The following is a 21,416-nucleotide window of genomic DNA, read 5'->3' on the forward strand; positions in this document are numbered from 1 at the left end:
ACCACATGCCGACAGGGGGGATAATCATTCTCAGAGTTGTAGCAGGAAGCGCTAAGGGCTTGAAACTTCAGACCCTTGAAGGTGCGGGCACCAGACCTACCACAGACAGGGTAAAGGAAAATCTGTTTAATATACTGGCACCCTATATTGAGAATTCAAAAGTACTGGATCTGTTTGCAGGCTCAGGCAGCCTTGGAATAGAAGCCCTGAGCAGAGGGGCGGAAAGTGCCGTATTCTCGGACCAGAATGAAAAATGTATTCAGATAATTGAAAAAAATCTTGAACATACTAAAATGACTGAAAAAGCCGGGGTTTTTTTGGGAGAAGCGGCATTAATATTAAAAAAACTCTCCCAACACGGACAAAAATTTGATATAATTTTCCTAGATCCACCGTACAAAAAGGGAATCATACCTCAAATCCTGCAGCATTTGGAAGAATACGGTGTTTTAGATGAAAAATTTATTATTATCGCTGAAACAGATATATCGGATGAACTTCCGGAAAGTACCGGCTGCATGGTAACTTCAAAGGTACAGGTGTACGGGAGTACGAAATTGACTTTTTATAAAAGAAACTAATAAAGGATGAATCGATGAATACATTTATATATCCAGGCAGTTTTGACCCGGTTACAAATGGACATATGGACATAATAGACAGGGCCTCAAAGATATGTGACAAATTGATAGTAGCTGTGCTGATCAGCCATAACAAACAGCCTCTGTTTTCAATGGAGGAGAGGGTAAATTTACTGAAAAGGGCGGTCGGCCACTGCAAGAATGTGGAAATAGATTGTTTTTCGGGACTGCTTGTGGATTACGTGGCTCAAAAGAATGCAAATGTGATCATAAAAGGGCTCAGAGCTGTGTCTGATTTTGAGTACGAACTGCAAATGGCCCTGTTGAATCAAAAAATGGCACCGGATATTGAAACGCTTTTTATGATGTCAAATATTAATTTTTCTTTTTTAAGTTCCAGCATGGTCAAGGAACTGGCGAGATATGGCGGAAATATCAGGGGACTTGTTCCTGAATGTATAGAAGAGGATGTATTAAACAAGTTTAAAAAGTAGATAAAGGATATAGATTTCATTACATTTTGTGGCCGCTATGCGGCTCAAAGCCATAATATGGCTTGGGAGGTCAATATGGAAATACTTACCATACTGGAAACATTGGAAGAACTGGTTGAAAGAAGTGCCAGCGTGCCTTTTTCCGGCAAGTGTCTCATAGACAGGGAAGAAGTTTTTGAAATAATAAAAGAGATGAGGATAAAGCTGCCTGATGATATCAAGCAGGCCAAATGGGTAAAGGAAGAGCGCCAGAGAATATTGCTGGAAGCACAGAAGGAAGCCAATAATATAATGAAGGACGCTGAGAACAAGATTGCATCCCTGGTTGATGAACATGAAATCACCAAAAAGGCTTATGAGCAGGCAAATGAGATAATTGCAGGTGCTCAGAAGAATGCAAGGGAAATCCGGCTTGGAGCCAGGGAATATGCCGACAGTGTTCTGAACAAGGTTGAGGAAATACTGACTGATGCAACTGATGTTATCAGAACCAACAGGTCTGAGTTAAAATAAGCTTTTTTTTGATGATAAGCTGATTATACATATATATATTACTGTTATTATTATCATTATTAAGGCAGAAATGCCAATGTATCGTATGGAGTCTGCAAATATATTTCCCCATCCTTTGGTAATACTGCTTGAGCTGTGTGCAAAGACGGCCGATTCCCCGGGCAGCAGACTGCTGAAAAGGGAGTAGCCGATAAAAGTGTAAAAGCAGGAGATAACACCTTGAAGTGCTTTACCAAGCAGGTAGGGTTTAACTCTTATATCGGTTGTGCTTACAATACTCATAACCTGAGTGTGAACCGAAAAGCCCGCCCAGCCTATTATGAGACTGGCACAGCAAAGTTTCACCGCCAGAGCTGACGGCGAGTGGGTTATATAGCTGGCTCCGGTAGTTATCTCAAATATTCCGCACAGGAATCCTTCCACAGTTTTAGAGTCCAGTCCCGCCAAACCGGCAAAATTCGGAAGCAGCCGGCCTATAGCTCCTATCAGCCCGCTTGAGAGCATTATATTTATCAAAACGGAAAAGAATATTATAAATCCGCCAATTGCCAATATAGTATATACCGAATTTTTTATGCAGTCACCGAAAAGCGTCCAGGGATTGGTTTGGGAATTCTTTAATTTCTTTAATTCAATTTTAATATTGTCCGGCATATTTACCTTTCGTTTATTAATAGATCCGGTTTGTCTTTTTTTATAATATCTGAAAATAAAACCCACTGTCAAACAAGCCGCGATATGGCTTATGTAAAGTAAATAGCCCAGCCTGGGCTGATTAAACATACCGACTCCCACAGCACCCATTATGAACAGCGGACCTGAATTATTTGTAAAGGTGAGAAGTCTTTCTGCCTCCAACCGCGTTATCATATCCTGTTTCCTGAGGTCTGCGGTAATGGAGGCTCCCACCGGATAACCGCTGACTATTCCCATGGCCAGAGCAAAGGAACCGCAGCCTGGGACATTGAAGATCGGACGCATTACCGGTTCCAGGATTACTCCGAAAAGACTGACAACCCCGGATTTGCTCAGGAGCTGGGTGGCTACAAAAAATGGGAATAAAGATGGAAAGACTATTTCAAGCCACAGCTTGATGCCTTTTGAAGCAGAACTTACAGCAGTTTTCGGAAATATAATAAGCGATAGGATAAAAAGAAAAGCCATTATGGGCAGCATGCTATTCTTCAAATAGGCAAAAACTGTTTTCTTATAACTTAAGAAAATAGTTGAAAGCAGAAATATGAACGATGACAGTAAAAACCAATTCAAGCAAGCCTCCTAAGCCGTTTCTCCGGCTATTCTTCCATTTGACCGGGAATTAACCCGGACATTCTATTACCTCTGCGCGTTTCAACGGGGCAGGAGCTCTGTGTTTGCCGCCCGAGACCCAAAGAGGTACCCGACACCAGTAGAGGCAAAGGGGTACTGAAGGACACCATGGACATCTGTTGCCTCGTTATAAAATATATACTCCGGAGGATAAGAATATTACCAGAAGTTCATTAAAGCCATTTAAAGACGGCAATAAACTGTGAAATAGACAAATAAAAGAATGCCGGCTATAGCCGGCATTCCCCTGTATGTTTAACTTATTATTATAAAACTTTTTGTGTCCATCCATAAGTGTCAGCAAGATCACCGCTTTGGATGCCTGTAATGGTTTCATATACCTTTGCAGCCACAGGTCCGATCTTTCCTCCGTTAACAGTGATGGAGTCGCCGTTCCAGTTGAATTCACCGATAGGTGAGATTACCGCTGCCGTTCCTGTTCCAAAAGCCTCATCCAGTTTACCGGAGGCATGCGCATCGTATAATTCCCGAATGGAAAGCTTGCGTTCAGTAACAGGAATTCCTGATTTTCTCAACAATTCAATAGTTGACATTCTGGTGATTCCGGGAAGTATTGAACCTTCCAGGGCCGGAGTAATAACTTCTCCGTTTATTTTAAAGAATACATTCATTGTGCCCACTTCTTCAATATATTTCTTTTCAATACCGTCCAGCCAGAGAACCTGGGTATAACCGGCATGCTTTGCCTCTACCTGTGCTTTTAAGCTGGAAGCATAGTTTGCCACCGTTTTTGCATAGCCCAGACCACCCTTGACGGCACGTACATAGTTGCTTTCAACATAGATCTTTACAGGATTTATACCTTCCTTATAGTAAGCGCCCACAGGGGAGAGAATTATAATGAATTTATAGGTGTCTGAAGGTCTTACCCCAAGATAAGGATCAGTAGCTATTATAAATGGGCGTATATAGAGCGAGGTTCCCGGAGCATCCGGTATCCAGTCTGCGTCAACCCTGACCAGTTCTTTAATGGCCTTTACACCAAAATCCACATCGATTCTGGGAATAACCAGACGGTCATTGGAGCTGTTTACTCTTTCCATATTCTTTTCAGGTCTGAATAATAATATTTCACCATTCTTTGTCTTATACGCTTTCAAACCTTCGAAAATAGCCTGACCGTAATGCAGCACCATACAGCTGGGATCCAGTTCCAGAGGAGCATACGGGACTATTCTGGGATCGTGCCAGCCCTTTCCCTCGGTGTAATCCATGATGAACATATGGTCTGTAAAAAATTGTCCGAAGCCCAGATTATTTTTATCAGGTTTCTGTTTAGGATGTGATGTTTTTGTAATAGAAATATTCATTATCTATAATACTCCCTTCAAAGTATTTATTTTATAAATTGATTGTATTACGCAGCAGTTAATATGCTGTTCCAAAGAAAGATGCAATCAAATTGGAAAATTACAAGTTTTATTATGCTACTTTTCAAAAAAAAAGTCTATAGAAAAAATTAATTTACCATAATACCTTGATAAAACATAGAAGTTTTGTTGAAATAATTATAAATATGTTATAAATTACAATATTGTGGTATATCATCAATGGGGATTTGATCTCCTGACGGTGATATAACGCTCCGGATGCAATGCGTGCTTGAATAACACGGGGGTTTATTTTATAATTAATTGCGTAAATAATCGCATATGGAGGGACATATGAATCAGGTCAATAATCGAAACAATATAAGAATGATAACAAGAACAGCAGTATTGCTGGCGGTTGTGGTAGTAGTTCAGATAGTGGGGAGAAGTCTGCCCAACAATAATTTTATAGTAGGTCCCCTGGTGAATATGTGTCTGCTGCTGGCTGCAATGACTGCAGGTATGGCCGGAGGCATCACAATAGCAATTCTTTCACCTTTTACTTCGCTTATCAACAATAATGCTCCAATTGCAGCAGCACTGCTGCCCTTTGCACCGGTTATAGCCTTAGCCAATATAATTTTTGTGCTTGCATTTTACCTGTTATACAATAAAAATAAATTCATAGGCCTGGGAGTTGGAGCCGTACTCAAATTTGGTGTACTTTTCCTGGGAATAAGAATATTCCTCAATATTTTTTCGTTTCCCAAGTTTACCCAAAAGCTCTTTGAACTGTTCAGCTGGCCTCAGCTTTTAACAGCAGTCATAGGAGGGCTGGTAGCAATACCTGTGATCTACAGTGTAAGAAAAGCACTTAAAATCAGATAATAGAGATGAAAGCTTAGATGAAAATTTTATATGACCATCCAAATGTCAGAATACAATATAAACCATCCAAAATATAATTGGATGGTTTTAAATTTTAAAAATTGGGTGTTTTATAATGAAAAATAAATTATATAATATAATTGGATGATGCCAATTTGCAAATGGAGGACAATACCATATGGAAATCACTATCAATAGAGAGTCTAAATCGCCAATATACCTGCAAATAAAGAAGCAAATAGAAGCCATGATCAATTCCGGGAAGCTTCCTCCCAATTTTATTCTTCCGGCAGAGAGAGTGCTGGGCGAAAGACTTAAGATCAACAGGAGTACGGTCATCAAGGCATATATGGAGCTCAAGGCAGAGGGACTGGTAGAATCCAGGGTGGGAAGCGGAACAGTGGTTTTGGCGCCTTTCTCAAAAGACGGTATTCAGGAGAAAATGTACGTTCCGCCGCTCAGGTGGAACCAGCTGGAAAGCAGAAGAGTCACCAAATCCAATGAACAAACTATAAATAATATCCTGTCGGTATTTGAGAAGGAGAAGGTGATCTCCTTTGCTTCGGGAGTTGCCTCGGAGGACAGCTATGATATGGAATTGCTGCAAAGCATTCAGACCCGGCTGCTGGAAAAATACAGGGAAAAGGTTCTCATGCCCACACCTGTGGACGGCTGTTCCGAACTTAAGCATACAATAAGGTCCTATCTGCAGCAGAACGGGATTAATGCAGGTACAAAGCAAATAATGGTCACTTCGGGTTCACAGCAGGCAGTTGAATTTTTGGCACGGCTGCTGATCGAGCCGGGAGATGTTGTTCTGGTGGAGGAACCCACCTATATAGGTGCCATTCAGGCCTTTGAGAGCTATGATGCCCGGCTCATAGGCATACCAATGGATGAAGAGGGTATAAGGCTGGACATACTTGAGACCTGCCTTGTCAAATACAGACCGAAACTCATATACACACAGCCCACCTTCCACAATCCAACCGGTATGACCATGAGTCTGAACAGGAGGAAGGAATTGCTGAAGCTCGCATACTATTACAATATTCCAATACTTGAAGATAACCCCTATGAAGAGCTTTATTACGAGGGAGAAAAGCTTCCTTCACTGAAAAGTTTGGACAATAATGATTATGTCATATATGTCAGTTCATTTTCAAAAACCATTTCCTTTAGTTTGAGAGTAGGCTATGTTGTTGCAGGTGAAAACATAATCAACAGGTTCATAAAGTTCAAGCAGATCACAGACATACAGACCAATACGCTTTCCCAGTATTTTGTACATGAATTTGTAGCACAGGGGTATCTGAAAAACCATCTTGAAAAAATCAGAAACAAATACAGGAAGAAGAGAGACCTTATGATAGCCCAACTCAATAAATGCAGTATTGAGGGAATGAGGATTTTTATTCCGGGCGGGGGATATTTTATATGGCTTGAACTGCCCAACAACATCAGAATGAATGAACTGATCAAGCTGCTGGGAGATAAGGGGATAATAGTGATGCCGGGGGATGTTTTTTATCCAAAGTACAATATAGAAAGCAACTTCATAAGGTTGAATTTTTCCTATCCCAAAGAACAGGATATAAAGGATGGGATAGAAAAACTGCTTGACTGTATAGTTAAATGCTCAAACAGCAATGTCAAGGTCCGGCATCCTGTAGAAACAGTATTAAATCCATATTTGTAATGCTCTATAAAACTTTGATCATTTTATTATAATTTGTGCTGCCAGGACGCAGCAAACGGAGGTTGTTATGTTTGCAAGGAGAACTGAGTTTTTAAAGGCATCGGAGGTCAGGGAACTGCTGAAACTTTCCGATTCGGATGAAATCATATCCTTTGGAGGAGGACTGCCGGCTGAAGAATCTTTTCCGGTGGGAGAAATGCGTGAAATATGCAATCAAATATTGGAGGAAAGCGGTGTAAAGTCCATGCAATATGCAATATCCGAGGGACATGCCGGCCTTCGGAATATTATCGTAAAACTTATGGAGGAAAAGGGAATACATACAAGTCCCGACGACATACTTATAACCTCCGGTTCTCAGCAAGGACTTGATCTGACTGCCAAAGTTTTTTTGGACGAAGGCGATACCATACTCTGTGAAAGTCCCACATATTTATCTGCAATTAATGCATTCAAACCTTTTTATCCCAGATTTGCCGAGATTGATATGGATGAGGAGGGACTTGTTCCGGAAGACCTTATAAGAAAAATTGAATCAAACAGCAGAATAAAATTTTTATATACCGTACCTGATTATCAGAATCCAACCGGGAGACGCCTGAGCCTGGAGAGAAGAAAAGAAATAGCTGAGATTGCAAACAAGTATAAACTTATAATAATTGAAGATAGTCCATATAGTGAACTCTGTTTTGACAACAGGAAACTTCCCCCTTTAAAAAGCTTTGATACCCAGGGAAGAGTAATATATGTCAGCACGTTTTCAAAGACAGTTTGTCCGGGCTACAGGATCGGATGGGTATGTGCTCCGCAGGAGATTATCAATAAATATGTACTTTTCAAGCAGGGGACGGATATTCATACAAATTTCTTCGCTCAAATGCAAATTGCCCGCTACTATGAGAAATACGATATAAAGGAACACTTAAAGAGCAATATAGAAATTTATAAAAGCAGAAGGGATACAATGCTGGATACCATTGAAAGGACCTTTCCCAAGGAGGTGGAGTATACTAGGCCTGAAGGCGGAATGTTCCTGTGGGTTACATTGCCTGAAAGCATCAATACCAGGGAACTTTTGGTAAAGTCCTTGAAAAGAGGGGTGGCTTTTGTTCAGGGAAGTGCATTTTTCCCCAACGGCGGGCACGAAAATACAATGAGGTTGAATTTTTCAGGCATCAGGGAGGATAAGATCAGGAAGGGCATCAGCATCCTGGGAGAAATACTGAAGGAAGAAATTGATAAATAAAGACTTTACCATAATAATTACTTGTCATTGCATCCCGCTAAAATCAACTAATGTAAACATGTTAACCCCGGATTCATACCATATATTAAGTAAACTAAAAAAGACGAGGTTAATATTATGATATATCTGGACAATGCCGCTACATCCTTTCCAAAACCTGAAAATGTCTATACGTCAATGGAGAAATGCATTAAAACCTACTGTGCCAATCCCGGGAGAGGGAGCCATTCCATGTCTGTCCAAAGTTCATTGGAGGTAAATAGCACCCGTGAAAAATTGGCTTCGCTGCTTAAAACAAACGATTCTTTAAACATATGTTTTACAAAAAATGCCACCGAAGCTTTAAATATGGCCATTCTGGGATGCCTGAAAGAAGGTGACCATGTCATAACAACATGCATGGAGCATAATTCTGTGCTGAGGCCTCTGAAAACTCTGGAAAAATATAATGGCATAAAGCTGACTATAGTTGAGGGTGACGGGGTGGGAAGAATAGATCCCTTTATAATAAAGAGACATTTAAATAAGAAAACCAGACTTATAGCGTGTACTCTTTCGTCAAATGTAAACGGAATTATTATGCCTGTCCGGGAAATAAGCAAAATAGCAGAAAGCAAAGGTATATTATTCCTTTTGGACGCATCCCAGGGCTTGGGCAGCATAGATATTGATCTTGGAAGGATATACACAAGCATGCTTGCCTTTCCCGGACATAAAGGACTGCTGGGGCCCCAGGGGACAGGGGGCTTGTACGTCTCGTCGGGAGTCCGGCTGAACCCCTTGATGAGCGGCGGGACAGGGAGTAAATCGGAATATTTGCTGCAGCCTGATATAATGCCTGACAGGTTTGAAAGCGGGACTCTTAATACTCCCGGTATAGTCGGGTTGGGCGCCGGCGTTGAATTTGTACTTAAAACAGGTTTATCCGAAATAAAGAGGAAAAAGGATACGCTGATAAAGAGGCTCAATGACGGCCTTTCACAAAACAGAAGCATTAAACTGTATAATCCTCAAGACGTTAACGAAAATTCCGGGATTGTGGCTTTTAATGTCAAGGATACCGATTCGTCCGAGATATGTGCACTTCTGGATAAAAGGTATTCAATAGAATGCAGATCCGGACTGCACTGTGCCCCTCTTGCCCATAAGCATTTTAATACAAATAAGACAGGTATGATCAGATTGAGTGTGGGATATTTTAATACAATGGATGAAATTGATAATACAATTTTGGCAATTAACCGTATAATATATGATGTGGTTAATAAATATTAAGTAAATTGATTAGAATATTAAAAATATTAATAAGTTGATTAAATATTTTTAAATTACTTGTAGACAAATATATCATCCGGGTGTATAATTTACCTATATTAATCTTGGAGGTAAAAAAAATGGATAATAAATTTAAAAAACTGATAACCGTTATCGTTATGATCTTTTTATTTATAATTGCATTGAGAATTGTTGGCTGGGTACTCAGTCTGATTTTACCTGTTGCAATTATCGGTGTGATTGGCTACATTGTTTTCAGACTCATAAACAAAGGCAGTGCCCGGAAATATTAATGATGTTGTACCTTCACTTAAATATTTTAGATGAGACAGTCGTTATTGGAAACCAGTAAGGGCTGTTTTTTCAATACACAATAAATAAAAGCGGCTTTGGCACTTTTGATTTTATGCCGATATATATAATATGAGACCTATATATTTTCAGATCCGGTGAGGAGGTGGCACTATGAAAATTGACAGAGTATCAAAAGTATATCCGGTATCAAGAATTTTAAAAACAGACAGCTTGATACATCAAAAGAGCCAGGAAAAAGAGAAGGAGGACAGAGATTTTGAAAAAGCCCTGTTGTTGAAAAAAAGAGATAAGGCGTCTGGAACCAACAAACAGAGCCAAAAACATGAAAGCTAGTAATAAAAACCCAGATCCTTTGTAAAAGTGATATATAAATTCACTGATAACGGATTTTTATGAGGCGAAATTTGCTATTTTATCTTTACATTGAAAATTTGATATGTTATAATGATTGAGCGTTATCGGGATGTAGCTCAGTTTGGCTAGAGTGCTTGCTTGGGGTGCAAGAGGTCGCGTGTTCAAGTCACGTCATTCCGACCAAGAGACATATCTTCCGTCAAGGGGAGGTATGTCTTTTTCTGTGTCCAAAAGGGTGGTATTCGGGTTCAAAAAATTGATTCAAAAAATCTATGGAAGGTGGTTAACCTTTCTGTAAAGGAGCAGCAGAAGGGGTTTGTGGCAACAAATACCCAAAGCCTCCTGGAAGCATATGCTACAGTCACTTCAGGGAAAAGCAGCACTCGCCAAGGCCATTGAGTATTTGCGCACTGAGCCATGCGGCCCGGCAAAATACTGCTGGCTTTCTTACGGGGAGGAAATCGTCTCTGTGTTGGAATTGTAATATCACAACATAACAAAAAAGAATGGGTTGCAAACTTGAACCCATTCTTTTTTATTGTTATTATTTTAATTTCTGTTCACTGATTTTTTTAAATACTTTCTTGTTTCAACAGCTACAACACCGCTGAGGGCTATAAGAGCAATCAGATTTGGAAATGCCATCATTCCGTTGAATATATCGGAAATATTCCAAACAATCTCAATTGTCATAAAGGGACCGGCAAATACGGCTATGATGTATATCCAGCGGTAGACTTTGACTGTTTTCATATTTCCGTTTGTAAGGTATTCCATACAGCGTTCGGCGTAGTAGTTCCAGCCTATGATAGTGGTAAATGCAAAGAAAACCAGGCTTATCATAAGTATAAAGGAACCCAGGGAGGGAGCGAAGCTGAAACCTGACCGGAAGGCATTTTGTGTCACTGCCGCACCTTTCAGACCTATATTCCAGGAGCCTGTCGTTATAATACAAAGACCTGTCATGGTACAAATTATTATTGTGTCCACGAATGTACCTGTCATGGATACAAGGCCCTGTCGTACCGGTTCATGGGTCTTTGCGGCAGCAGCTGCTATGGGCGCACTTCCCAGACCTGATTCATTTGAGAAGATACCGCGCGCAATACCCTTTTGCATGGCCACAAGCATTGCGCCCAGCGCTCCGCCGCCTATGGCACGCAAACCGAAAGCTCCTTCAAATACTTCAACAATGGCAGCAGGTATGGCTTTATAATTTGCAAACACTACGATCAATGTAGCTATTATATAAAAGATAGCCATGAATGGTACAATTATTTCCGATACGCTTGCTATTCTTTTTAATCCACCGATTATGACCAGCCCTGCGCAGAGTGTCACAACGATTGCAGTAATTACTATTGTCCATGAATAGTCCCTTCCCAAAAGGGAAACGGTCCATTCATTATTTTTGTCAAAATAATTGTGAACAGCATCTGAAATACCATTGATCTGTACGAAAGTTCCAATACCCATGAGTCCCGCGGCGGCCCCGAAGAAGGCAAAAGCTTTTGCAAGCCATCTCCAGCGCCTGCCCATACCGTTTTCTATGTAGTAGAAAGGTCCGCCCAATACATGACCGTCGCTGTCCACCGTACGGTATTTTATGGCAAGGAGTCCTTCTGCATATTTTGTCGCCATACCAAAAAAGGCTGCGATCCACATCCAGAAAAGTGCTCCCGGACCGCCCGCAACAATTGCGGTGGCAACACCCACGATATTGCCGGTTCCGATGGTGGCCGACAGAGCGGTACATAAGGCTCCGAAGCTGGATACTTCTCCTGTTCCGCCTTCTTCATTTTTAACCATATACTTTAATGCACGGGGGAGATGTCTTACCTGTAACAGACCGGTGCGGACTGTCATTAAAATTCCTACCAATAAAACCAGGATTATGAGGGGGAGCCCCCAAACAATACCATCAAACCAGGTTACAAAACTATTGATTTGTTCTAACATAAATTTTTGACCAATCCCTTCTTGAATTTTTGAAAATCAAAAAAGCCAAAACATTTTGTTTTGGCCCTCAAAAGAGAAAGACATCAAGCTGAAAAGCTCTGTCCTTTTGCCTGAGAGACCGGAAAAGCCACACTTTTCCTTGCACCTTCGGCGCCCAATAGCTGGGACTCTCCAGAGAGCAGTTTGATAAATAGATAAATTTATTTTAGCGGAATAAATTTATAAATTGATAAAACTCGCAATAATTAATTTAACATAATATACATTGGAGGGCAAAAGTTTTTTTTACCAGCTGGTAAATTTGGCGATACAACCAAATAGAAAGCATGATTTTAGTGAATAATATCCAAAAGTACAGGAGATTTTGCCGGCAGCTTTTTTTCAGTCTGTATCCGAGCAATAAAAAACTGCTTCTTTTTTTGACAACCGGGATTTTGGGAGGATTTACAACCTTCTCAACCTTCAGTCTGGAGACGGTGAATCTATACCAAAGCGGAAATATGCTCTATGCCGCATTAAATATAATTTTTAACATTGTTTTTTGCATTTCAGGTGCATTCCTGGGAAAAATACTGGCTGGAATTATTGCAAACGCATGATTTATCAGTGCTTACAACATTTCTACGGCAGTGCCCAAAATTTTACCTGCAGAGTCGTTGATTACAATATCCGCTTTGGAGTCATAAGGTGTCGGGCTTTTATTAATCAATACGAGCTTACTTCCCTGGAAATAAGTTATCAGGCCGGCGGCCGGATAAACTACCAGTGAAGTACCGCCTATTATCATGACGTCGGCCTGTTTTATGGCACTGACGGCACCGTTTACGACGCTGTCCTCCAGGGCCTCTTCATACAGGACGACATCAGGCTTTATGATGCCCCCGCAGACAGTACAGAGGGGGATGTCCTCCGAACCGACTATATATTCGAGCCCGTAAAACTTGTTGCAGTTCATGCAAAAATTGCGATGGATTGAACCGTGCAGTTCATAAACTTTTTTACTTCCTGCAAGCTGGTGAAGTCCGTCAATATTTTGAGTAATAACTGCTTTGAGTTTTCCTTTTTCCTCCAGAATCGCAAGTGCCTTATGCCCAGGGTTGGGGGACGCATTTTTGAAAATCATTTTCTCTTTATAGTATTTGAAAAACTCAGCTGTGTGAGATATAAAAAAGCTATGGGAGAGCATGGTTTCAGGAGGGTATTCAAACCCCAGGGCTGTCTTGTAAAGGCCGTTTTCCGAACGGAAATCGGCTATTCCCGATTCGGTGCTCATACCTGCACCTCCGAAAAAGACAATATTATTGCTGCCCTTTAAAATTTCGGATAACTGTTTTACATCCACAAAATCATCTCCGTCTATTTATTAATATACTTACCATTGTATAAAGTAATTATTTCATATTCCAGGAAAAATAGCACGCTTTAATCGAATTTTCTAAATGGCTATCAAAAGGCGAACAAATGTTCTTGAAATTATCATGTATATATTGTATAATAATAGTTGTAATAATTGTAATAATTGGCAGAATCAATCCAATAAGAAATGAGAGAGCCGGAAATAATGTTCAGTGATTTATATATTAGCGGATTAAAATTGCAAAAGAATACCGGATGTCAGGATTCATATGTTTTTGAGCTTCCGAGTTTAAAGAATGTGGAACAACTGTCCTTTAACAAAAAAGTCACTTTTTTCATCGGTGAAAACGGTTCGGGAAAATCCACTCTTCTTGAGGCAATTGCCATAAATATGGGCTTTAATGCCGAAGGAGGGACCATGAATTTTAATTTTGCATCCCAGGAAACTCATTCGGCGCTGTATAAAAGCATGACTTTGGTCAAAGGTGTTAAGCGGCCTAAAGACGGTTTTTTTCTCAGGGCCGAGAGTTTTTACAATGTTGCAACCGAAATTGACAGATTGGATAAGACGGGATTCAATCCTTTTATACATGTATACGGCGGCAAATCCCTTCATAATCAATCCCATGGAGAAAGCTTCATGGCACTTGTCCAAAACAGGTTTAGGGGAAAGGGCCTTTATATTCTGGATGAGCCGGAAGCTGCCCTGTCACCCACAAGACAGCTGTCCTTACTGGTCCATATAAATGAATTGGCAAAGGATAATTCACAATTTATTATTGCGACACATTCACCCATATTGCTGGCATATCCCGACTCCGATATTTTAATGCTGGATGACGGAGGAATAACAAAAACTCTTTATAAAGAAACGGAACACTACAATATAACCAGGCAATTTTTAAATAATCCTGAAAAAATGCTGGAATATTTATTTAATGAAATATGAAACTAAAAAGCTTCAAGTCTTCTTTGTTTTCTTAATTCACACCGCTTTTTACCCGCCTCCCATTCCAGCTTTTCTTCCTCGGTTTCCAGGGTCAGACCCGGAACCTGGACAGGATGGTCATTTTCATCCAATGCCACAAGGACAAGGTAGGCACGGTTTATCATATACCGCATTCCATCCAGTTTTTCAACATAAGTGGATACCCGAACCTCCATGGAGGTTCTCCCCACATAAGTAATCTGTCCTACGAGGAAGATTGTGCTGTTAACATAAGCAGCAGCCTTGAATTGCAGATTATCTATTGAAGCGGTAGTTACATTACAGCCGGAATGCCTTCTGGCTACCACAGCGGCAACAATATCAATCCATTCCATAAGTCTGCCTCCGAAAAGCCGGTTAAAGCCATTAATATGCTCGGGCATGATTATTTGTATTTGCTCTGTTTTAGAATCAGAAACTTTTTTATATATTTTTTTGTCCATCCTAACCTCCTAGTTTAGCATTTTTACGTATGTTATATTAATCAACCAGCTGGCAATACAGCTGTTTTATATATAAGCATATACTAATTTCTTGTAGATTTATACCCGGTTTCAATCAAAATAATCTCTTAGTTGCCTGGAGCTGAAAAAAATAATGGTATTCACGGCTTTTTTCTGATTTGACTAACCAGGAATAATTATCTATAATATTTAAAAATTATATTTGTAATATATATATAAGAGGCTTATTTATATTAAGAGAGTAATATACGAATGGAGTTCCAAATTGAAATTTACCAGATTTGTTTTAACAATTGTATTACCACTGCTGATGTTTTTATTTTTGGCTGTTAATGTTCTGAACAATAATATTCAGGCCTTTGATGCTTATGTTTATTCAATGGTTTCCAAAATCATATCCGGAAAAATGACCATTTTTATGAAATTCATTACTTTTCTGGCTTCACAACAGTTTCTAGGTATAATTTGTGCATTAGTATTCCTGAGTATCTTTACAAAAAAGCAAAAGTATTCCTTCTATGCTGCAATGACAATTATAAATATATCTCTAAGTTCAATAATCAATGTAGGATTAAAATGGTTAATCAACAGAAACAGGCCGGATATTTTAAAACTGGTTGAGGTAACCGGGCTTAGTTTTCCAAGCGGACATTCGATGGCAGCAATTAGTTTCTACGGGTTTATAATTTATCTGTGCGGCAGATTCTATAAAGGTAAATATAAAAATCTGGTTATTTTTCCGATTGTCATATTGATTGCTCTTGTGGGTTTGAGCCGGATATACCTGGGCGTTCATTATTCCAGTGATGTTTTGGGAGGTTTTTCCTTTGGGGTGCTTTGGCTTGGGGTATTTACCCTAATAATAGAAAAAGCGCAGGAAAAACATGTATGAATTACCTGTAAATAAAAAAATATGCAGTGGAGAAAATAAGGTAAAATACTATTTTGAGGTGATGGCATGAAACGTATTTTACCTTGTTTATTATGTGTCAGCTTGTTATTTAACGTTTTTTTTGCAGTTCATAAAGTTAATGAAAGCAGACAGGTCATGCAGCAAAATAATTTGCTTGCACAAGCAGATGGAAATCAAATTCAGGTTATAGCAAAGAGACCATATATCAAAAGGGGTGAGGTAGGAGTTTTGGCATTAAGATGCACTCCCAACAACAATTGCAGGATTATATGCAGCTATAGGATAAGAGGCCAGGATTTTACAACCACACGAAACATAGTTGCAGGTAATGACGGCAGTGTTCTCTGTACCTGGAAAGTCGACAAAAATACCGATACAGGTACCTACCAGATTGAAGTGGTCAGCGGAGGAAGCCGGCTTGTTACAAACTATGTTGTTCAATAGGGAAACGGAAAATGGCTGTCTCATAATAAGATGATGAAATTCATGTATTGCATTCATTTTATTTTGGAGACAGCCTCTTTTGTGCCTGAAAATAATATGCTAAAATAAGCAAGTACAGTATGTTTACTTAAAGAAACAGCAATTATACCGTTTATTTAAATATAATAACTGGTATTCATGAAAGAAGGAAGCCCAAATGAAATATGTAGATCTGTCACAACCAATACATACAGGTATGCCGGTATACCCCGGAGATAGTGCTGTTATACTTAAACATGATAGGGTTTACAGCAGGGAACAATACAACAACCACAGCCTTGAGACGGGAATGCATGTAGGAACCCATATTGACGGAAGGATGCATATGCTTGATGTTGACGAGTATATCGGAAATATGCCCCTTGAGCAATTCAGCGGAAGAGGGGGGATAATACATTCTGAAAATGAGAGTGTTATTTCATTGAAACCCGGTTATCAGGAAATAATTGAAGGAAAAGATATAATCCTGTTTCATACCGGAATGGACAGATTTTATGGAAGTGAAAAATACTATAATGATCATCCTGTTCTGGACATATCAATCTGTAAATGTCTTGCAGCCAATAATATAAAGTTGGTCGGAGTTGATATGCCTTCTCCTGACAGGCTTCCCTTTGAAATTCATAAATTCCTGCTTCAAAATAATATTTTTATATTAGAAAATCTGACAAATCTCGATTTAATATCTGAAGCCGATGTATTCGAAGTATTCGCATTTCCCTTGAAAATCAATGCCGATTCCAGTATGGTAAGAGCAATAGCAAGAATTGACATTTAAACAAGAGAAAAATAAAAATAAGGGTTGACAATACAATACTTAGCTCTTATAATATAAAAGTGTTCGGGAAACACCAATGCCCCAAACGCTTGAAAATGCGCCATTAGCTCAGTTGGTAGAGCACCTGACTCTTAATCAGGGTGTCCCGGGTTCGAATCCCTGATGGCGCACCAGAAGACTTCTACAAAAAGTAGAAGTTTTTTTATTGTCTAATAAAGTATTAATAAAAGTATCAGTTTGCTGTCAGAATTGTAGCATTGCATGAAGAGTAATGATATATTTAAGAAAATATTAACAAAAATGGTCAACCCCTATTGTGAGGGAGCAACATATTGGTTAAAATAGTTCTATAAAGTTACATAAAAGTTACAAGAAAGTTACATAAATGTTTTATCAGTTTGAATAAAGAAAAAATCTTATGGATGAAAAATGGTGGAATAATGCCGAATTTTAAACATAATGCCATACAAATGGATGAGATAATTAATAAGACCATTAAGGCTCTTGATTCGGGTAAGATGGAAATAATTGAGATTGCAGAAAATTCCAGAAAAGAATGTTCGCGTCTTAAAGAAGAACTTGAAAGCCTGAAGATGCAGGTGGCTAGCAGCATTAACGAAATTGAGAATCTTGAATTTGCATTGAAGACAAGTAAGAAAAAGCTGTCCGACGTAAACAGGGATTTTAAGAGATACAGCCAGGAAGATCTGGCAAAGGCCTATCAGGCGGCAGACGATTTGAGAGTCAAGCTTGCTGTAAAACGGGAACAGGAAAGCTTTTTGATAAAGAGACGCAATGACCTTGAAATAAGGATCAGGGATTCGTTAAAGACCCTTGAAAGAGCCGACAATCTTATCGGGCACGTGGGTATAGCACTGGAATACCTGAGCAGCGATTTGAAGGGCGTGGGTGAGCAGCTGGATAATCTGCAGCAGAAACAATTACTCGGACTGAGAATAATCGAAGCTCAGGAGGAGGAGAGAAAGCGTGTTGCCAGGGAAATCCATGACGGGCCTGCACAGTCAATATCCAATGCTGTAATAAAGGCAGAGATATGTGAGCGGTTATTGGATAAAAATATTCAAGAGGCCAAAACTGAGCTGCAAAACCTGAAGAAGGTCATGAGAGACAGCTTGCAGGAGGTTCGGAAAATTATCTACAACCTTAGACCTATGGCACTTGATGATCTGGGGCTATTGCCAACTTTAGAAAGATATGTTATTTCTTTTAAGGAGACAACTGGAATAAATGTGACATTCAAGTGCAGAGGAATAGATGAAGAAATAATAAAGCCGGTTATCTCACTTACAGTTTTCAGAATTGTACAGGAAGCGCTGAATAATGTGCTTAAACATTCCAAATCAAAAACGGCAGGTGTTGCTTTGGAGAAAATCGACAAGAAACTCAGTATCATCATATTTGACAACGGTGTGGGCTTTGATACCAAAACCATACGTATGACTAACTCGGATTTATCCGGAGGATTTGGTCTTTTTAGCATGAAGGAGAGAGTTGCCCTGCTTGAAGGAGAATTTAACGTAGTGTCCGAAGAACAGAAAGGTACAAGAATAAACATACAAATACCACTCATTGATGAAGGGGAGGCACTCGTAAATGGATAAGATTAAAGTAATGATTGCAGATGATCATGCCATGGTGAGGCAGGGATTAAAAACAATTCTTGAGCTGGAGGAGGATATATGTGTCGTAGCCCAGGCTTCTAACGGCGGTGAGGCAGTGGATCTTGCAAAATCCCTCAAGCCGGATATTATTTTGATGGACATAAACATGCCGGTATTAAACGGACTGCAGGCCATTAAAATGTTGAAGGAAGGAAATGACCGCTTTAAAATAATTGTTTTAACACTGCATCAGGATAGGGAATATTTGTTTAAAACGCTGCAAATGGGCTGTGAGGGCTACGTATTAAAAGATGCCGAATCGTCTGTATTGATTGAAGCCATAAGAAGTGTATTCCATGACCAGACCTTTATCCAGCCCAATATGACCAGTGAACTGGTCAAGGAATTCAACAGAGTTACACTGTATGAACATGACAGATCTTTGACCAACAATTTGACCACCCGAGAAATAGAGGTTTTAAAGCTTATAGCCGAAGGCATGATAAATAAGGAAATCGCAAAAAACCTTTACATAAGCGAAAAGACAGTCAAGAATCATATATCCAACATATTTAAGAAGCTTGATGTAAACGACAGGACACAAGCCGCCATTTATGCATTCAAACATAACATTAAGGCCTGATTTGATAATCCCGGCTGCGGAATTTATTAAATTAAAGCATTAATAAATGTATTGACATTTGTACAATTTACATAGTATTATATTAATAATTTGAATAAAAAACTGCTGAGAACGGGAAAAGTAGACTGTTAAAAATCCAAAGAGAGCTATCGTACGGTGAGAGATGGTGATTTTGAAAAGTTGAAGCTCGCCCGGGAGCATTCCGGCTGAATAGTCAGGCCGGAACGGTATTCACCGTTATAGGATTAAAGAGAGAATTCAATAAGCCAATTACGCTATTGGTTGAATTAATTTGAGTGGTACCGCGGAACATGCTTTTCGTCTCATTTCTGAGATGAAGAGCTTTTTTATTGCTTTAATTTATCTGATTTAGACATTTATCATTTTTGGAGGTGCTTATATGGAAAAGCTTATTGAAATAACAGTTGGCGGAATGCTTGAGGAAATGGCAGGAAAATACCCCGACCACGAGTGCCTTTTATACTCTGATCGCCCCTTTAGAAAAACGTACTCGGAATTCAATTCCATATGCAACAGTGTTGCAAAAAGCTTTATGAAAATGGGTATTAAAAAAGGTGACCACGTAGCCATGTGGGCTACAAATGTTCCGGAATGGCTGATTACGCTTTTTGCTACGGCGAAAATCGGCGCTGTTCTGGTTACTGTAAACACAAATTACAAGATTTTCGAGCTGGAATACCTGCTCAAGCAATCGGACAGCAATACCCTGGTTTTAATCGACGGCTTTAAGGATTCCAATTATATTCAGATACTAAATGAGCTATGTCCTGAGATAAAGGATTCAAAACCCGGGGAGCTCAATATTGAAAAGCTTCCTTTCCTTAAAAATGTTATCAGCGTCAGTGAAAACAAATACCCTGGAATGTTCGGCTGGTCTGATATGTTAGACATGGGAAGTGACATTCCAGATGATGAGCTCTATGCCATAAGCAGCTCCCTTGACTGCCATGATGTTATCAATATGCAGTACACCTCCGGAACTACTGGCTTCCCTAAAGGTGTCATGCTGACACACTACAACATAATTAATAATGGGAAGTGTATCGGTGACTGCATGCATTTTACCCACCAGGACAGATTGTGCATTCCGGTTCCGTTTTTCCACTGCTTTGGTCTTGTACTTGCCGTAATGGCCTGCGTTACCCACGGAACCACAATGATACCCCTTGAATACTATCAGCCTCTAAAGGTAATGCAGACGGTACAGGAGGAAAAATGCACCGCTGTGTATGGTGTACCCACCATGTTTATAGGCATACTTGAACACCCTGAATTTAATAATTATGACTATTCATCATTGAGAACAGGTATCATGTCAGGTTCCCCATGTCCTGTAAAATACATGGAACTGGTGGTTGACAAAATGAATATGAAAGATATCACCATTCCTTACGGACAGACCGAAGCTTCGCCCGTTTGCACCCAGACCAGAATAGGGGACAGCCTGGAGCGCAGAGTTGCCACTGTGGGCCGTTCGCTTCCATTTATCGAGTGCAAGATAGTGGACCCCGAAACAGGCAGGGATTTGCCTGACGGAGTACCCGGAGAGTTTGTTGCAAGAGGTTATAATGTCATGAAAGGATATTACAAAATGCCCGAAGCCACAGCACAGGCCATTGACCCCGACGGCTGGCTACATACCGGTGACCTTGCCGTCAGGGATGAGCATGGTTATTACAAAATCACCGGAAGAATCAAGGACATGATAATAAGAGGCGGAGAAAATATTTATCCGAAGGAAATCGAGGAATTTTTGTATACGCTGCCTGAAATAAAGGATGTCCAGGTAATCGGTGTCCCCTCCAGGGCTTACGGTGAAGAAATAATGGCCTGCGTTGTTTTGAAGGAAGGCTGTACCATGACCGAAGATGATGTTAAGAATGCAGTGAGGTCACATATGGCAAGGCATAAGACTCCAAAATATGTGAGCTTTGTCGACAGCTTCCCAATGACTGCAAGCGGTAAGATACAGAAGTACAAAATGCGTGAAAATGCCATAGTTCAGCTGGGCCTGCAGGATGAAGCAGGTATTGAAACGGCTTGATAATTGTATTAATAATTGCATTTATAATTACTTTTTAGTTGATTTTAAAACAGTTTTACAGCAGTAATCGGGTCAGCTTACCTTTACATTAAGCTGATACACTATTATAATTTATTAATA

The 21,416-nt window shown here is 39.8% G+C and carries 22 protein-coding genes, 2 tRNA genes, 1 riboswitch and 1 other annotated feature; of the genes, 19 read left to right on the forward strand and 5 right to left on the reverse strand.

The genetic code is table 11. The features are described 5' to 3' along the window. Nucleotides 1-5: 5 nt before the first annotated feature. The 3 genes from rsmD to T344_RS0105055 all read left to right on the forward strand — a co-directional run bounded on the left by rsmD (nt 6) and on the right by T344_RS0105055 (nt 1,588). Complete coding sequence (rsmD, locus tag T344_RS0105045; RefSeq protein ID WP_207641821.1) at nt 6-581, forward strand: 16S rRNA (guanine(966)-N(2))-methyltransferase RsmD; 576 nt, start codon at nt 6-8, stop codon at nt 579-581. A 14-nt stretch (nt 582-595) separates the two neighbouring features. Beyond that, complete coding sequence (gene coaD / locus T344_RS0105050) at nt 596-1,075, forward strand: pantetheine-phosphate adenylyltransferase (RefSeq protein WP_027627799.1); 480 nt, start codon at nt 596-598, stop codon at nt 1,073-1,075. Nucleotides 1,076-1,150: 75 nt separating this feature from the next. Then, the gene (locus T344_RS0105055; protein ID WP_004624051.1) at nt 1,151-1,588 is read left to right on the forward strand and encodes a hypothetical protein; all 438 of its coding nucleotides are present in this window, start codon (nt 1,151-1,153) and stop codon (nt 1,586-1,588) included. On the opposite strand, the gene ylbJ is transcribed toward T344_RS0105055, so the two are convergent. Both ylbJ and T344_RS0105065 read right to left on the reverse strand, forming a co-directional pair. Then, on the reverse strand, nt 1,580-2,857 hold the full coding sequence (gene ylbJ, locus T344_RS0105060; protein ID WP_027627800.1) for a sporulation integral membrane protein YlbJ: 1,278 nt from the start codon (nt 2,855-2,857) through the stop codon (nt 1,580-1,582). The genes T344_RS0105055 and ylbJ overlap by 9 nt on opposite strands. A 326-nt stretch (nt 2,858-3,183) precedes the next feature. After that, a complete protein-coding gene (locus T344_RS0105065) occupies nt 3,184-4,248 on the reverse strand; it encodes a branched-chain amino acid aminotransferase (RefSeq protein ID WP_027627801.1) in 1,065 nt (354 codons plus the stop codon). Nucleotides 4,249-4,602: 354 nt separating this feature from the next. On the opposite strand from T344_RS0105065, the gene T344_RS0105070 reads away from it, so the two are divergent. The 7 genes from T344_RS0105070 (at nt 4,603) to T344_RS0105100 (ending at nt 10,208) form a co-directional block, all read left to right on the forward strand. Continuing rightward, nucleotides 4,603-5,136 carry an ECF transporter S component gene (locus T344_RS0105070; RefSeq protein ID WP_027627802.1) on the forward strand — a complete coding sequence of 178 codons (534 nt, stop codon included), beginning with the start codon at nt 4,603-4,605 and terminating at the stop codon, nt 5,134-5,136. 178 nt (nt 5,137-5,314) lie between these two features. Further along, nucleotides 5,315-6,835 carry a MocR-like pyridoxine biosynthesis transcription factor PdxR gene (gene pdxR / locus T344_RS0105075; protein ID WP_027627803.1) on the forward strand — a complete coding sequence of 507 codons (1,521 nt, stop codon included), beginning with the start codon at nt 5,315-5,317 and terminating at the stop codon, nt 6,833-6,835. A 67-nt stretch (nt 6,836-6,902) separates the two neighbouring features. Further along, a complete protein-coding gene (locus T344_RS0105080) occupies nt 6,903-8,081 on the forward strand; it encodes an aminotransferase-like domain-containing protein (RefSeq protein WP_027627804.1) in 1,179 nt (392 codons plus the stop codon). Between the two features lie 117 nt (nt 8,082-8,198). Next, the gene (locus T344_RS0105085) at nt 8,199-9,356 is read left to right on the forward strand and encodes an aminotransferase class V-fold PLP-dependent enzyme (RefSeq protein ID WP_027627805.1); all 1,158 of its coding nucleotides are present in this window, start codon (nt 8,199-8,201) and stop codon (nt 9,354-9,356) included. A gap of 119 nt (nt 9,357-9,475) precedes the next feature. Continuing rightward, nucleotides 9,476-9,649, forward strand: a complete 174-nt coding sequence (locus T344_RS31215) for a hypothetical protein (protein WP_004624186.1) — start codon at nt 9,476-9,478, stop codon at nt 9,647-9,649. Between the two features lie 172 nt (nt 9,650-9,821). Continuing rightward, nucleotides 9,822-10,004 carry a hypothetical protein gene (locus tag T344_RS0105095; protein ID WP_027627806.1) on the forward strand — a complete coding sequence of 61 codons (183 nt, stop codon included), beginning with the start codon at nt 9,822-9,824 and terminating at the stop codon, nt 10,002-10,004. A 126-nt stretch (nt 10,005-10,130) separates the two neighbouring features. Further along, nucleotides 10,131-10,208, forward strand: a tRNA-Pro gene (locus T344_RS0105100). 366 nt (nt 10,209-10,574) lie between these two features. On the opposite strand, the gene T344_RS0105105 is transcribed toward T344_RS0105100, so the two are convergent. Beyond that, nucleotides 10,575-11,984 (reverse strand): alanine/glycine:cation symporter family protein, encoded by a 1,410-nt coding sequence (locus T344_RS0105105; protein WP_027627807.1) that lies wholly within the window; start codon nt 11,982-11,984, stop codon nt 10,575-10,577. Nucleotides 11,985-12,072: 88 nt separating this feature from the next. Then, nucleotides 12,073-12,169: riboswitch (glycine riboswitch) on the reverse strand. Between the two features lie 141 nt (nt 12,170-12,310). On the opposite strand from T344_RS0105105, the gene T344_RS27625 reads away from it, so the two are divergent. Then, nucleotides 12,311-12,583 carry a fluoride efflux transporter FluC gene (locus tag T344_RS27625; protein WP_084331118.1) on the forward strand — a complete coding sequence of 91 codons (273 nt, stop codon included), beginning with the start codon at nt 12,311-12,313 and terminating at the stop codon, nt 12,581-12,583. An 11-nt stretch (nt 12,584-12,594) separates the two neighbouring features. Here T344_RS27625 and T344_RS0105115 read toward each other — a convergent pair whose 3' ends face one another. Further along, nucleotides 12,595-13,326: an NAD-dependent protein deacylase gene (locus T344_RS0105115; RefSeq protein WP_027627808.1), complete on the reverse strand. Its 732-nt coding sequence runs from the start codon at nt 13,324-13,326 to the stop codon at nt 12,595-12,597. A 219-nt stretch (nt 13,327-13,545) separates the two neighbouring features. Between T344_RS0105115 and T344_RS0105120 the strand changes: the two genes are divergently transcribed. Beyond that, a complete protein-coding gene (locus T344_RS0105120) occupies nt 13,546-14,289 on the forward strand; it encodes an AAA family ATPase (RefSeq protein WP_422784857.1) in 744 nt (247 codons plus the stop codon). 2 nt (nt 14,290-14,291) lie between these two features. Here the strand turns inward: T344_RS0105120 and T344_RS0105125 are convergent, their stop codons facing one another. Continuing rightward, on the reverse strand, nt 14,292-14,771 hold the full coding sequence (locus T344_RS0105125) for an acyl-CoA thioesterase (RefSeq protein ID WP_027627810.1): 480 nt from the start codon (nt 14,769-14,771) through the stop codon (nt 14,292-14,294). A gap of 286 nt (nt 14,772-15,057) precedes the next feature. On the opposite strand from T344_RS0105125, the gene T344_RS27630 reads away from it, so the two are divergent. The 7 genes from T344_RS27630 to T344_RS0105160 all read left to right on the forward strand — a co-directional run bounded on the left by T344_RS27630 (nt 15,058) and on the right by T344_RS0105160 (nt 21,296). After that, nucleotides 15,058-15,684, forward strand: coding sequence for a phosphatase PAP2 family protein (locus T344_RS27630; RefSeq protein WP_051571590.1), 627 nt, complete (start codon nt 15,058-15,060; stop codon nt 15,682-15,684). A 156-nt stretch (nt 15,685-15,840) separates the two neighbouring features. Further along, nucleotides 15,841-16,149 carry a hypothetical protein gene (locus tag T344_RS0105135; RefSeq protein ID WP_242834933.1) on the forward strand — a complete coding sequence of 103 codons (309 nt, stop codon included), beginning with the start codon at nt 15,841-15,843 and terminating at the stop codon, nt 16,147-16,149. 196 nt (nt 16,150-16,345) lie between these two features. Beyond that, complete coding sequence (locus tag T344_RS0105140) at nt 16,346-16,966, forward strand: cyclase family protein (protein WP_027627812.1); 621 nt, start codon at nt 16,346-16,348, stop codon at nt 16,964-16,966. Between the two features lie 97 nt (nt 16,967-17,063). Further along, nucleotides 17,064-17,139: transfer RNA gene (locus T344_RS0105145), tRNA-Lys, on the forward strand. A gap of 267 nt (nt 17,140-17,406) precedes the next feature. After that, entirely contained in the window at nt 17,407-18,588 is a 1,182-nt protein-coding gene (locus T344_RS0105150) for a sensor histidine kinase (protein WP_027627813.1), read from the forward strand. Continuing rightward, nucleotides 18,581-19,231: a response regulator gene (locus T344_RS0105155; RefSeq protein WP_027627814.1), complete on the forward strand. Its 651-nt coding sequence runs from the start codon at nt 18,581-18,583 to the stop codon at nt 19,229-19,231. The genes T344_RS0105150 and T344_RS0105155 overlap by 8 nt, the downstream gene beginning before the upstream one ends. 98 nt (nt 19,232-19,329) lie before the next feature. Next, nucleotides 19,330-19,560, forward strand: a binding site (T-box leader). Nucleotides 19,561-19,631: 71 nt separating this feature from the next. Further along, a complete protein-coding gene (locus T344_RS0105160; protein WP_027627815.1) occupies nt 19,632-21,296 on the forward strand; it encodes an AMP-binding protein in 1,665 nt (554 codons plus the stop codon). Nucleotides 21,297-21,416 lie beyond the last annotated feature (120 nt).

Source organism: Ruminiclostridium cellobioparum DSM 1351 = ATCC 15832, assembly GCF_000621505.1.
Taxonomy (GTDB): Bacteria; Bacillota; Clostridia; order Acetivibrionales; family DSM-1351; genus Ruminiclostridium; species Ruminiclostridium cellobioparum.